Source organism: Brevibacterium sp. Lmc1 (genome assembly GCF_057654315.1).
This window is the reverse complement of the sequence record NZ_CM172803.1, coordinates 3,086,043-3,099,565: the sequence shown is the minus strand read 5'-3', so window position 1 is coordinate 3,099,565 and position 13,523 is coordinate 3,086,043. Positions and strand designations below refer to the sequence as shown.

At 65.8% G+C, this 13,523-nt stretch carries 13 protein-coding genes; 11 read left to right on the top strand and 2 right to left on the bottom strand.

All coding sequences use genetic code 11. The annotated features are described in order from the left end of the window. The first annotated feature begins 115 nt into the window (after positions 1–115). The gene (locus AC239G_RS13885; protein WP_487489076.1) at positions 116–1,540 is read left to right on the top strand and encodes a mechanosensitive ion channel; all 1,425 of its coding nucleotides are present in this window, start codon (positions 116–118) and stop codon (positions 1,538–1,540) included. Positions 1,541–1,631: 91 nt separating this feature from the next. Here AC239G_RS13885 and AC239G_RS13880 read toward each other — a convergent pair whose 3' ends face one another. Beyond that, complete coding sequence (locus tag AC239G_RS13880) at positions 1,632–2,357, bottom strand: LysE family translocator (protein ID WP_367647459.1); 726 nt, start codon at positions 2,355–2,357, stop codon at positions 1,632–1,634. A gap of 189 nt (positions 2,358–2,546) precedes the next feature. Here AC239G_RS13880 and AC239G_RS13875 point away from each other — a divergent pair, with 189 nt between their 5' ends. The 10 genes from AC239G_RS13875 to AC239G_RS13830 all read left to right on the top strand — a co-directional run bounded on the left by AC239G_RS13875 (position 2,547) and on the right by AC239G_RS13830 (position 12,053). Continuing rightward, positions 2,547–3,452: a LysR family transcriptional regulator gene (locus tag AC239G_RS13875; RefSeq protein WP_487489075.1), complete on the top strand. Its 906-nt coding sequence runs from the start codon at positions 2,547–2,549 to the stop codon at positions 3,450–3,452. A gap of 135 nt (positions 3,453–3,587) precedes the next feature. Continuing rightward, complete coding sequence (locus AC239G_RS13870; RefSeq protein ID WP_139468415.1) at positions 3,588–4,721, top strand: GuaB3 family IMP dehydrogenase-related protein; 1,134 nt, start codon at positions 3,588–3,590, stop codon at positions 4,719–4,721. Positions 4,722–4,776: 55 nt separating this feature from the next. Continuing rightward, entirely contained in the window at positions 4,777–5,703 is a 927-nt protein-coding gene (locus AC239G_RS13865; protein WP_258041729.1) for an SURF1 family protein, read from the top strand. A 2-nt stretch (positions 5,704–5,705) separates the two neighbouring features. After that, the gene (locus AC239G_RS13860; RefSeq protein WP_139468416.1) at positions 5,706–6,143 is read left to right on the top strand and encodes a DUF3817 domain-containing protein; all 438 of its coding nucleotides are present in this window, start codon (positions 5,706–5,708) and stop codon (positions 6,141–6,143) included. 170 nt (positions 6,144–6,313) lie between these two features. Further along, the gene (guaA, locus tag AC239G_RS13855) at positions 6,314–7,897 is read left to right on the top strand and encodes a glutamine-hydrolyzing GMP synthase (protein WP_139908708.1); all 1,584 of its coding nucleotides are present in this window, start codon (positions 6,314–6,316) and stop codon (positions 7,895–7,897) included. Between the two features lie 180 nt (positions 7,898–8,077). Then, positions 8,078–8,734 carry a biotin transporter BioY gene (locus tag AC239G_RS13850; RefSeq protein ID WP_062243406.1) on the top strand — a complete coding sequence of 219 codons (657 nt, stop codon included), beginning with the start codon at positions 8,078–8,080 and terminating at the stop codon, positions 8,732–8,734. Next, on the top strand, positions 8,731–9,459 hold the full coding sequence (locus AC239G_RS13845) for an energy-coupling factor ABC transporter ATP-binding protein (protein ID WP_482400575.1): 729 nt from the start codon (positions 8,731–8,733) through the stop codon (positions 9,457–9,459). Before AC239G_RS13850 ends, AC239G_RS13845 begins: the two co-directional genes overlap by 4 nt. Next, positions 9,456–10,154: an energy-coupling factor transporter transmembrane component T family protein gene (locus AC239G_RS13840; RefSeq protein ID WP_258041728.1), complete on the top strand. Its 699-nt coding sequence runs from the start codon at positions 9,456–9,458 to the stop codon at positions 10,152–10,154. The genes AC239G_RS13845 and AC239G_RS13840 overlap by 4 nt, the downstream gene beginning before the upstream one ends. Positions 10,155–10,262: 108 nt before the next feature. Then, entirely contained in the window at positions 10,263–11,213 is a 951-nt protein-coding gene (locus AC239G_RS13835; RefSeq protein WP_487489074.1) for a hypothetical protein, read from the top strand. A gap of 270 nt (positions 11,214–11,483) precedes the next feature. After that, positions 11,484–12,053 carry a cysteine hydrolase family protein gene (locus AC239G_RS13830; protein WP_258233415.1) on the top strand — a complete coding sequence of 190 codons (570 nt, stop codon included), beginning with the start codon at positions 11,484–11,486 and terminating at the stop codon, positions 12,051–12,053. A gap of 129 nt (positions 12,054–12,182) precedes the next feature. Here AC239G_RS13830 and AC239G_RS13825 read toward each other — a convergent pair whose 3' ends face one another. Next, on the bottom strand, positions 12,183–13,364 hold the full coding sequence (locus tag AC239G_RS13825; protein ID WP_487489073.1) for a glycosyltransferase family 4 protein: 1,182 nt from the start codon (positions 13,362–13,364) through the stop codon (positions 12,183–12,185). Positions 13,365–13,523: the final 159 nt, after the last annotated feature.

Below are 13,523 nucleotides of genomic sequence, written 5' to 3'. Positions count from 1 at the left end.
AATGTCGGCTATCAGTCGCCGGACCCTTGTTCTCAGTGTTCGCTGAGAATAGACTCAAAATCAGCAAGAGAAAATGAAACTTGCCGATTCGCTGAGTTCGAAGGAGATAAGCGACATGCAAGATCTGGATATCTGGTCGGTCCTGACGAAAGTCGGACTGGCAATCGTCATTCTCATTGTCACCTGGATTCTCGCCGCCATCGTCAAATGGGCGATCGGCAAACTCGTCACCAAGGTTCCCGCACTTCAACGCGATGGAAGCAATGGTCAGCAGATCGGAAAGTCGGTCGGGCAGATCGCCGGTCTCGTCATCTGGCTGCTCGGACTCATCGCCGTGCTCCAGCTGTTCAACCTCGATCAGGTGCTGACTCCGCTGCAGGGTCTGCTCGATGGAATCTTCGGATTCCTGCCCAATATCATCGGCGCGGGATTCATCTTCTTCATCGGCTATGTCTTCGCGAAGATCGCCAAACAGCTCGTCCAGACCGCTCTCAACGCCGTGGATCTGACGAAGCTGACGTCGAAGTTCCGCTCGCTCGGCGACAAAGCCACCGGAGTGGCCGAGGGTGCCGGAAATGCTCAACCGCATCCCGACGCCACTCAGCAGTACGCCGCACAGGGTCAGCAGGGCATGCCGCCGCAGGGTCAGCAGGGCATGCCGCCGCAGGGGCAGCAGGGTATGCCGCCGCAGGGCGGACACCCCGGTCATGCACCGAACCCGAACGCGGAGGCGAACGCGAAGATCTCGAACCTCATCGGCAACCTGGTGTTCGGAATCATCATCATCGTCGTTGCGATCTCGGCGCTGCAGGTCCTCGGCATCAAGGCGATCTCGGAGCCTGCCCAGCAGATGCTACAGATCTTCCTCAACGCGATCCCGCTCATCATCGCCGCCGGCATCCTGCTGGCCATCGGCTTCGTCATCGCCAAGTTCCTCGGCAATCTGCTCGAACAGATCCTCCAGGGCATCGGCACCGACAAAGCCATCAACGAGATCGGGATCGTGCCCGAAGGCACCAGCGCCTCCAACGTGATCACCCGCCTCGTGCAGGTGGCGATCATGATCTTCTTCGCGATCATGGCCGCCCGGATGCTCGGATTCCCCGAGATCACGAACATCCTCAACGAGATCCTCGACCTCGGCGGCAGCGTGCTCTTCGGCGCTGCGATCATCGCCGCAGGATTCCTCATCGCTGCGATCATCGGCAAGTTCATCACGAACAACCTCGCCAGCAAGGTGCTGCGCTACTCGGCGATCGCCCTGTTCATCGCCATGGGCCTGCGCTACATGGGCCTGGCTGATTCGATCATCAACCTCGCCTTCGGCGCCGTCGTCATCGGCGGTGCCGCAGCGGCCGCTCTGGCCTTCGGCCTCGGCGGACGTGAGGCAGCCGCGAAGATGCTCGACAAAGTCGACCTCGCCGAGGCGGCCGAAAAGACGAACCCGGACGCCGTCGACAGCGGCACACCGGGGACCGGAACGCGCACTGACGGAGGTGGCAGCGGGAACGGGGGAGCCTCCTCGGCGAATGAGAGCTGAGTGAGGGTCTGCCCACCGAACCGAAAGGGGCGGGGCACCGAGGATCGACCTCGGTGCCCCGCCCTTCTCTTATGTTCCGGGCAACCGCGGCTCAGATGGGGATCGCGATGACGGCGATGCCGATGATGAGCAGGATGAGCGTGGAGGCGGCTTCGATGAAGAAGTCGGCGCTGCGGTGGGCCATTGCGGACGCGGCGAGGCTGGCCAGGCATGCGAGGACGAGCTGGTAGGACAGGAGCACGCCGAGGATCAGGGCGACGAGTACGGTGTAGTCGATGCCGGTCGGGGACGCGGGGACGAGGGTCGGCAGGATCGCGAGGAAGAACAGGCCGACCTTTGGGTTGGACAGCGACGAGATGATGCCGCGGCGATACGACACGAACGAGCGCAAGTGGCCCCACGAGGTCGACTCCATGACGTGAGCGATCTCGGTCACGGGCCCGTCGGGGGAGTCGGGGGCGGTCGATGGGGTGGGGGTGGCGTTCGCGGTGGGGCGGTCGGTCGCCTCGGCGGCCTTCAGCTCCCGGCGCAGGCGAAGCGCCTGCCGACCGGCGAGGACGCCGAGGAGACACAGATAGAGGCCGCCGCCGATCTTGAGCACCTGCACGGCAGCCGGATAGAGGGTCAGCAGTGCGGAGACGCCAGTGAGCGCGAGGACCATCCAGATCACGGTGCCCGTGGCCGTGCCGAGCGCATAGACGAGTCCGGCCTTGCGGCGCAGCGAGGACAGTCGGATCGTCAGGATCGTCTCGGGGCCGGGCGTCACGGCAAGCGCGGCAGCTGCTCCGGTGATGGTGAGGATCTCGGGTCCGGTCATGGCACTCCTTCGGGGTGATGGGAACGGTCAGCGGGGATGGTGCACGGGTGCCTCGGGGCGTCGTCCGATGGCATCGGGGAGGAATATCATTCTGCCGGAATCGATCAATCGGGAAAAGCAATTGATTGTGAATGATCATCAGGCAGTGCCTGATGATTTTCCGGGCGCTCAGCGGTTAGTCTTGAGGGCATGTGGGATCTCAATCGTCTGCGGGTCTGGCGGGCCGTCGCGGCCACCGGTTCCGTGGTCGCCGCGGCGAAGAACCTCAACTACACACCGGCGACCGTCAGTCAGCACATCACCACCCTGCAGAAGGCCGTCGGGGCGCCGCTCTACCGGCGGTCGGGGCGCGGAATCGAGATCACCGAGCTCGGCCGGCGTCTGGCCGATGATTCGGCGGAGGTCTTCACTGCGGTCGGCCGCCTCGACGATCTGGTCGAAGGCTTCCGCAGCGTCAGCAGGCCCCGGCTGCGGATCGCGGCGTTCACTTCGTTCAATGCGCGCCTGCTGCCGGGCATCATCGATGCTGTGGCCCTGGAGCATCCGGATCTGCGTTTCGACATTCAGCTCAACGAACCGGCGAAGAACCGGCGCGGGCACTGCCTCATCGAGATCCGCGCCGAGGCTCCGCAGGACGGGGAGAACCATCTGCCGGAGATGACGCGCATCCCGCTCTTCGACGACGACTATCGGGTGGTCGTCCCCGAGGGGCACCGGTTCGCAGACCATGAGTCCGTGCCGTTCATCGACCTCGAGGACGAGCACTGGGTCGACTACGACATGTGGGCCGGACCCTCGAGCAAGGTCGTCGACCATGCGTGCGCCGCGGCCGGATTCGAACGCAGAAGCTTCGCCGCCTGCGAGGACGACTTCGCGGCATTGGCCCTCGTCGCCTCAAACATGGGCATCACGGTCCTTCCGCGGCTCTCGACTCTGCAGCTGCCGCCCGGCCTCGTCGCCGTCGACCTCACCGACCCCGTCCCGATGCGCCGGGTCGTCATGCACATCCGCGACAAAGACGCGCATTTACCCCACGTCCGCGCCTTCGCCACAGCCACGTCGAAAGCGGTCGAGTCTCACCTCGCCACCCCCTAATTGCTACCCGACGGCGGCCCAGCAACCTGGCGCCAGGTTGCTGGGCCGCCGTCGGGTAGTCCTGGGAGGGGAGATGCGCTGTACCTCATAGTGGGCTGAGACGTTGCGCGAAGGGCGGTGGGATAGGCTGTTGGGGTGAGTTCTGAAATCGAAATCGGCAGAGGCAAGCGCGGCCGTCGCGCCTATTCGCTCGACGACATCGCCATCGTCCCCGCTCGGCGCACCCGTGATCCCGAAGACGTGTCCCTGAACTGGCAGATCGACGCCTACCAGTTCGAGCTGCCCTTCATCGGCGCTCCCATGGACTCGGCCATGTCCCCGGAGACCGTCATCGCGCTCGGCCGATTCGGCGGACTCGGCGTCCTCGACCTCGAAGGTCTGTGGACCCGGTACGAGGACCCCACCCCGCAGCTGGCTGAAATCGCCCAGCTGCCGGCCGAGATGGCAACCTCCCGGATGCAGGAGCTCTACTCCGCACCCATCCAAGCCGAACTCATCACCGCTCGCCTCGAGCAGATCCGCGAAGCCGGAGTCACCGTCGCCGGTGCCCTGACCCCGCAGCGGACCCAGGAGTTCTACAAGACGGTCGTCGACGCCGGAGTCGACATCTTCGTCATCCGCGGCACCACGGTCTCGGCCGAGCACGTCTCGACCCACACCGAACCGCTCAACCTCAAGCAGTTCATCTACGAACTCGATGTGCCCGTCATCGTCGGCGGAGCCGCCACCTACACCGCGGCCCTGCATCTCATGCGCACCGGTGCCGCCGGCGTCCTCGTCGGCTTCGGCGGGGGAGCGGCGGCCACGACCCGCAAGACTCTGGGCATCCACGCGCCGATGGCCACGGCCGTCGCCGACGTCCACGCCGCCCGGCGGGACTATATGGACGAATCCGGCGGCCGCTACGTCCATGTCATCGCCGATGGCGGACTCGGCACCAGCGGCGACATCGTCAAGGCCTTCGGGGTCGGCGCCGATGCCGTCATGCTCGGCACCGCCCTGGCCCGGTCGACCGAAGCACCCGGCCGCGGAATGCACTGGGGCGCCGAAGCTCATCACCCGGATCTGCCACGCGGACACCGTGTGGAACTCGGCACCGTCGGCAGCCTCGAGCAGGTGCTCTTCGGCCCCGGCCGCACCGCGATCGGCGAACTCAACCTCGCCGGCGCCCTGCGTCGGGCACTGGCGACCACGGGTTACCTCGATCTCAAGGAATTCCAGCGCGTCGACGTCACCGTCTCGCCCTACCAGACTGGTTCGGTGGTCTGAACTGTTCCGCCTGGCACTGACTCCCAAATGGCTGGGGTCCCTGCTCCTCGTCCTGGTGCTCGTCACCTGCTTCGTCGGACTCTCCGCGTGGCAGGTCGACCGGGCCCAGCACAAAAACGACGTCGCCGCGTCCTCCGGAGTCGATGAGCTCAAGGACTTCAACGACGTCATGGATGCCCAGGCTCCGATGCCCGGCATCCTCGCCGACCAGCGGGTCAGCCTGTCAGGACACTGGATCCCCGATGCTCAGATCGTCGTTCCCGGACGCGTCCAGGACGGCGATACCGGGTACTGGGTCGTGACGATGTTCGCCCCGGACGGCGGTCACCTCGGTGAAGGCGTCGAGGCCGCGAACGCCGACGAGAAGACGATTGCGATCCCCGTCGTCCGCGGTTTCACCACCGACGAGGACACGGCGATGACGTCGGAGGCCAGGGACGGTCAGGTCGAGCTGACCGCGCGCATCGGACCGATCGAGGGCCCCGTCGAGGGCAACGATCTGCCCGAGGGGCAGGTGCACACGGTCTCGACCTCGCAGATCGTCAACCTGTTCCCCGACCTGCTCACTTACTCCGGATTCCTCATCCCGGAGAAGGCCACCGGTGCCGCCGCCTCGGTGGGCACCGACGGTCTCGCACAGGTTCCGACCACGACGACCCGCGACGAGGGCGGATTCGATCTGCAGTCAGCCGTCTACGCTCTCGAATGGATCATCTTCGCGGCCATGGCCCTCTACATGTGGTTCCAGCTGCTGCGCGATGATTACCTCCGGCGCCGCCTCGGCGAGGATTCCCATGATTCGGAGAAGAGCGTCGAGTATGTTGTCGTCAAACCCGCGGGCGACGCGACCATCGACCCCGAGGTGATGTCCGGACTCACCGGACTGCCGGCCCACCGCCACGGAGGCGCCAAGCCCGGCAGGAAACGAAGCAAGAACGCCGATGCCCGAAACACTGACACCCGCACGACCGGAGGAAACTGAGCGTGAGCGAAGAACACGAGTCCTTGGACTCCCGCCCCGACTTCGACGAGAACAACGTGTGGAGCGTCAAACGCTTCACCTCGGCCCGCAATGCGCTGAAGTTCTACCGCGTGATGGCGCTCATCACCGGTACGATGCTGCTCATCCTCACGGTCGAGATGATCTACAAGTACCTCATCGCCGCGGACGCCGAGACGGCCCTGAACTTCGGCGGCTTCAACCTCGCCGCAGCCATCGCGATCTGCCACGGCTGGTGCTACGTCGTCTACCTCATCGGCTGCTTCTGGCTCAACCAGCAGATGCGCTGGACGCTCGGCCGCTACCTCATCCTCGCCCTGGCCGGAGTCGTGCCCGTGATGTCGTTCATCCTCGAGCGTCGCATCCACCGTCAGGTCGACGCCGAGCTCGAAGCCGCCGTCGTCGTCGCCCCCAAGTCCTAAGAGGGACCCCACCTTCGCCGAGGCGGCCCGCCGACCCGCGGTCATCCGCGGCGGCGAAACCGGCCCGGCCCACCTTCGCCGAGGCGGCCCGCCGTTACGTGCGCATCCGCCCTTCGAGGGGAGCGCGACCCGAATTCGGGCGTCTGGTCGCCGACGCTTAGAATTGGATCATGACGCAATCTCAGAGCACGCAGGTGCCCCCCGTCCTCGTCGTCGATTTCGGCGCCCAGTACGCCCAGCTCATCGCGCGCCGCATCCGCGAAGCCGGCCTGTACTCGGAGATCATCGCCCACGACGCCCCGGCGTCCGAATTCGCCGCGAAGAACCCCGTGGCCATCGTGCTCTCCGGCGGACCCTCGAGCGTCAACGACGCCGGCGCCCCGAGCTTCGACACGTCCGTGTTCGACCTCGGAGTGCCCACGATGGGCATCTGCTACGGCTTCCAGCTCATGTCGACCGCACTCGGCGGGCGCGTGGCCAAGACCGACAAGCGCGAATACGGATCGACCCCGGTCTCCGTGTCCCAGACCGGCTCGCTGCTCGCCGAGACCCCTGAGAACTACAAGGTCTGGATGTCCCACGGGGACTCCGTCGCCGAGGCGCCCGACGGCTTCGACGTCCTCGCCTCCACCCCGGACACCCCCGTCGCGGCCTTCGAATGCGCGGCGAAGAGGTTCGCCGGCGTGCAGTGGCACCCCGAGGTCCTCCACTCGGAGAACGGGCAGAAGATCCTCGAGAACTTCCTGTTCAACGTCGCCGGCCTCACCGCCGACTGGACGAACGAATCCGTCATCGACGAGCAGGTCGAACTCATCCGCGCCCGCGTCGGCAACAAGAAGGTCATCTGCGGTCTGTCCGGCGGAGTCGACTCCTCCGTGGCCGCAGCTCTCGTCCACAAGGCCATCGGCGACCAGCTCACCTGCGTGTTCGTCGATCATGGGCTGCTGCGTCAGGACGAACGCGTCCAGGTCGAGAAGGACTACGTCGATTCGATCGGCGTCCGCCTGGTCACTGTCGATGCGCGTGAGCAGTTCCTGTCCCAGCTCGCCGGGGTCACCGACCCGGAGGAGAAGCGCAAGATCATCGGCCGCGAGTTCATCCGCACCTTCGAGACTGCTGCCGCCGACCTCGTGCTCGAGGCTCAGGAAGGCGAGGGCGAAGAGATCGCGTTCCTCGTCCAGGGCACCCTCTACCCGGACGTCGTCGAATCCGGCGGCGGATCGGGCACCGCGAACATCAAGAGCCACCACAACGTCGGCGGCCTGCCCGATGACATCCAGTTCCAGCTCATCGAACCTCTGCGCGCCCTGTTCAAGGACGAGGTCCGCGCCATCGGCCGCGAACTCGGCGTGCCCGAGGTCATCGTCTCCCGCCAGCCGTTCCCCGGACCGGGGCTCGGCATCCGCATCATCGGCGAAGTCACCGAGGAGCGCCTGAACATCCTGCGCAAGGCCGATGCGATCGCCCGCGCAGAGCTGACGAAGGCCGGCCTCGACGGAGAGATCTGGCAGTGCCCGGTCGTGCTCCTGGCCGATGTCCGCTCCGTCGGCGTCCAGGGCGACGGCCGCACCTACGGCCACCCCGTCGTGCTGCGCCCGGTCTCGAGCGAGGACGCGATGACCGCCGACTGGACGCGCATCCCCTACGATGTGCTGTCCGTGATCTCCAACCGCATCACCAACGAGGTCGACGACATCAACCGCGTCGTCCTCGACGTCACCTCGAAGCCTCCGGGCACGATCGAATGGGAGTGATCCTCCGCGACCGTTGAGGGGCACTGCGCGTGTGAACGTGCGGACACCCTCCTCGAGGCGGCCTCGACCGCAACCCCGAATACCGCTCCTGAACACCGTTCAGTTACAGTGGGAGGGTGCTCGAGGCCGCCTCGGGCGTCCCCGATCCCGTCGGGGAGGATCACGACCAATGGAGTACTCATGACACCGACCCACAGCACCACCTCGGCGGGAATCACCCGTCCTCGCTCGGCCGGCAGCGATATCGCCCTCGTCGCGGTCTTCGCGGCGATGCTCGCGGCCTTTGCGATGATGCCTCCTGTCCCGGTGGGTCCCCTCGGTGTGCCGATCACTCTGCAGACCTTCGCGATCGCACTGTGCGGGATGGTGCTCGGACCCTGGCGCGGATTCGCAGCCACCCTGCTCTATGTCGTCCTCGGTCTCGTCGGACTCCCGATCTTCTCGGGAATGCGCGGCGGAATCGGCGTCCTCGCAGGTCCGAGCGCCGGCTACATCCTCTCCTTCGCGCTCTACGCTCTCCTCGCCGGGCTCATCGCCCGCTGGGCCGTGCGCCGCTTCAGCGGAATGAAGCTCGGCGTGGTGCTGTTCCTCGGCGGCTTCGGCGGCAGCCTCCTGCTCAACCACCCGCTGGGCATTCTCGGCATGTCGATCAACGGCGATCTGCCGCTCGGCGTGGCTGCGGTCGCGGACCTCGCCTACTGGCCCGGTGACATTGTGAAGAACATCCTGGCCGCGTCGGTGGCGGTGCTCATCCACCGTGCATTCCCCGACGTGCTGCGCCGTCGCGGCATCAGCGTCGAATCGGTGTCGGCCGGGCAGGCACAGGGCGCGAAGTGACTCGTGAGATCCGGTTGAGCGACGTCGGCGTCGGAGTCCTCGACGACGGACCCGACGGCGATGTCGTGCGCCCGATCCTCCAAGACGTCAATCTCACCCTCACCGAGGATGTCGTCGCCGTCATCGGTGCCAACGGCTCGGGGAAGTCGACCCTGCTGCAGCTGTTCAACGGGCTGGTCACCGCGAACGCCGGAGAGGTCCTCGTCGACAGTTTCGACCCGCGCCGGCAGGCGGCGAAGGTGCGCTCAATGGTCGGCTTCGTCTTCACCGATCCGGCCGCGCAGCTGGTCATGCCGACCCCGATCGAGGACATCGAACTGTCCCTGCGCAAGTCCGTGCCCAAACGCGAACGGCGGGCAGCGGCACTGGCGGTGCTCGACGAGCTCGGCATCGCCGACCTGGCTGAACGCAGCGTCTACGAACTCTCCGGCGGTCAGCGTCAGCTCGTGGCACTGGCCGCGGTGCTTGCGGTGGATCCGCAGATCCTCGTCCTCGACGAGCCGACGACCCTGCTCGACCTGCGCAATAAAGAGCGGCTGCGCGTGCATCTCCAGGAGCTCGTGGACAGGCGCGGGGTGCGCATCATCCTCACCACCCATGACCTCGAGTTCGCGCAGACCGCCCAGCGCGCGATCGTCGTCGACGACGGTCGGATCGTGGCCGATGCCGCCCCCGCCGAGGCGGTCGCCGCCTACCGGAATCTCATCATGAGCGATACGCCATGAGTGGGAAACGTCCTGTCGGGGCCGGTCATACCGGCGTTGGTGCCGGTGACACCGGAACGACGTGGCGGAAGCACGCCGGCATCAAGGCCCGACCGCAGCTCTTCGGGAAGGTGGCGCATCCTCGGGGATGGCTGCATGCAGTGCCGACGGGAGTGAAGCTGGCGGTGATCGCCGTGATCGGCATCGTTGCGCTCATCTTCCGTGATGCGGCGATCAACTGGTCGATGTTCGCTGTCCTCGTGGTCCTCGGCTTCACCGCCCGGCTGCGGGTGAAGCACTTCCTGCGCACATGGATCTATGTGGCGGTGCTCGTGGCGATCGTCATGGGGCTGCAGTACTTCTTCGGGTCCATGGAGTCGGGGCTGGCTGTCGGCGGGACCGTGTTCGCCTGTGTGCAGGCGGCCCTGATCCTCACCCTGACGACGTCGGTGGCGCAGCTGCTCGACACGTTCACGGTGCTGGTCGCGCCCTTGCGGTTCTTCGGCGCGAACACCGAGGCGATCGCACTGACAGCGAGCCTCATGGTCAGGGCGATCTCCCATATCTCCGGTCTGCTCGGCGAAGCCGAACGCGCAGCCCGGGCCAGGGGACTGGACTCGAGCATCAGGGCCCGAGTGGTGCCGGCGATCCTGCGGTCGGTGAAATACGCGCAGGACACCGGTCGGGCCCTCGACGCTCGCGGCATCGTCGACTGAACCGCCCCCATCGGTCGTGTCAGGACCGCCCCATAGAGTGTTCGGCACATCATCGGATGAGAGCAATGCTGCTCGAAGAGAGCAGCGTTGCCGGATGAGAGCGGAGATATGTCGAGCCCAAACCTGCGGTCACCTGCACTGGAGAGGTTCTACCTCGCTGCTGCCCCGAACCCGATCGCGTTCATCGACGAGTCGATGAGGCAGCCGACAGGCGCGGCGGAGGGCACCTTCTCTCGAACGCGGTTGGGTCCGGCGGAGGTCTCGTTATATCAGATGGCCGCGGTCATCTTCTCTCATGCGCGCTTGGATTCCATTCGCGAGCGATTGGTGGAAGTGGCCGACGGAACCTACTGGCATACGAACAAGAAGTTCCGCGGAAGCGACTTCGACCGCGGTGACATCGTCGAGATGGTCGAGACGATCACCGAGGAATCGGTGTGGAATGTCATTGCTGTGAAGATGCCGTTGGCGGGCAGTTCTCAGGGCGACATTGCGAGGGCCAGGGCGCTGTGTCTCGGCCGGCTCGTCCGTAACCTCACGAGCGGTACCGGAGAGGGGGCTGTTCGGGGGATCGTCGCTGACAACAATAGGGATCAGAGACTCAACCGTGCAGATGAGCGAGTGGTCGATAGTTTGCGGAGGACGGGCGCGATTCACCCTGGTGTCGCCTTCACTCACGGCGGAATGGCGTTCGAACCGTTGTTGTGGTCAGCAGACGCGATCTCATGGGCGATGCAACGTGACATCGCGCGCGATGATGTCAGATTCATCGAGCCGGTTCTGCAGGAAGGCAAGTTGACGGTCATCAATGCTGTCGACGGAAAGCTCTTGAATATGAAGCACCCCCTGGGTGCTTCCGCATTCGCCAGGGGGCCGTCTTCCCAAAGGCCGGGATTATCCGGTAGCCCGGGGCATGACGTTGCTTCATCATCCAGGATACCAGCGCGTTATGCGGTCGACAACGGCGCGTTGTTTGCTCCCGGCCAGTCGGTGGGCCATGATCTTCTGCGCCAGATCCGCGCCTTGGGCGAAGCGGCTCGACGGAAGGCAGGCGGTTGAAACGATAGGTCCGTGAATATGAAGCACCCCCTGGGTGCTTCCGCATTCGCCAGGGGGCCGTCTTCCCAAGGGCCGGGATTATCCGGTAGCCCGGGGCCTGACGTTGCTTCCTCTTCATCATATCGATGCCGCCTTCGGCGGACAACGGCACTCCACTGCTAGCCGTCGCTCCGGTCTCAGTCGGCATTGAGCCTCGACTCAGCGGACCAACTGGAGTCAGGAGTAACCTCGGCGGAAGAGGGAATCAGCCCCGCACGAACCGAAGGAGACATGATGACCGGAACCGACAGCACCGTTCTCTTGGCCATGGATTTTCAGAACGGCATCGCAGGTGACGACGCCTTCGCCTCGACCGGTGTGCTCGAACGCGCACGTGACGCCGTCGCCGCGGCCCGCAGCCACGACATCCCCGTCGTCTGGGTGCGAGTGGCGCTGCGCGAGGGGCATCCGGAACTGTCGGCAACGGCATCGTTCGCGCAGATCGCCGCCCACGGCGACCTTGACGAGACCCATGCCTCGACGAGCATCCACGACACCCTTGACCGGCATCAGGGCGAGCCGATCGTGACCAAGCGTCGCATCAGCGCCTTCACCGGCAGCGATCTCGAGGTGCTGCTGCGCGGCTACGGGGCATCGTCTCTCGTGCTCGCCGGAGTCGCCACGAGCGGTGTCGTGCTCTCGACGGTGCGCCAGGCCGCCGATCTCGACTTCGAGCTCACTGTGCTCTCCGACGCCTGCGCCGACCGCGACCCCGAGGTCCACGCGGTGCTCACCGAGAAGGTGTTCCCCAAGCAGGCGACAGTGGTCACCGTCGCCGACTGGACGGCCGGCCTCGGCTGAGCTCGGCATCTGAAGGCTCGCGCGCGCCGACCGCTCACCTCGGCGCCCAGCGCTCACCGTATAGCTTGATACAGCGGCGGTAACTTGAGCGGTCGGCGAAAGGGCCGGAAGCTGACCTGCGCGGTCACCTCAGTAGGGCAGTGGATTCTCCAGTCCGGAGTTGACCATCGAGCTGAATCCGCGGCCGAGCACCTGCGGGGCTGGATTCTCGATCGCCCGCGAATAGTGGCCGACGAGCTGTGAGCACACGCTCTTCCAACTCCTGGCCTGCACCTGCTCACGACCGGCGACCCCGAAGGCCCGCCGTTTCGCCTCGTCGCCGAGGAGGTCCGCCGCATGCGCTCGCATGGCAGCGAGATCCTTCGGGGTGTAGAGCCACCCGGTGCGCGAGGAGTCGACGAGGTCGAGTGGGCCGCCTCGGGCGGGAGCGATGACCGGCACCTCGGAGGCCATGGCCTCCTGAATCGTCTGGCAGAACGTCTCGAGCTCACCCGGGGCGACCATGAGGTCGAAGCTCGCCACCGCCTGGGCCAGGGCATCCCCGCCGAGGAACCCGGTGAAATGAGCCTCCGGCAGCAGCCGCTGCAGACGCGTCCGCCAGGGACCGTCACCGACGATGACGACCTTCGCCCCGGGCAGATCGGTGAGCGCAGCAAGGTCTTCGACCTGCTTCTCCGCGGCCAACCTGCCGACGAAGCCGATGATCTTCTCACCATTCGGGGCAACGCTTCGACGCCAGGCCTCGGACCGGTGACCCGGGTCGAAACGGGAGGAATCGACCCCACGGGCCCACAGTGCCACCTCGGCGACCCCGAGCCCTTGCAGCTGATCGATCGTGTACGACGATGGGGCCAGCGTCAGAGAGGAATGCTGGTGGATATTGCGGACGTGGTTCCACAGCATGGCCTCGATGCCGTGCATTCCGTACCGGGCGGCATAGGCGGGAACCTCGGTCTGGTAGATCGCCACGGTCGGCAGATTGAGTGCCTGGGCGGCGAGGACCCCGCGCCAACCGAGGACGAACGGGCTGGCCAGATGGACGACGTCCGGGGCGAACCGCTGCAGCAGTCGGCGGATGCGGGTGACGCCGCCGGGAGCGACACGGATGCGCCGATACTTCGGCAAGGCGATCGAGGGAACCCGGACGATCCGGGCGCCGGCGACCTCCTTCGGACCGTCCCTGCGTGTGCCCGGAGCGATGACGAGGACTTCGTCGCCGCGGTCGGCCAGATGGTCGAGGACCCGCAGGAGTGAGTGGGTGACCCCATTCATATTGGGGAGGAAGGATTCTGCAATGATCGCTACTCTCACGACTTCCAGCTAAGGCCCGCCGAGTGACGAACGCATGACCCGAAGGCGACAGGTCGGCGACATCTGGCCGAAATCGGTCCGCACTCTCTGCGGTGACTGCAGAATGCCGGGGCCGGTGTCCGGGCGCGGTCCTTCTCGGTGACTCTTCTCAGTAGCCTC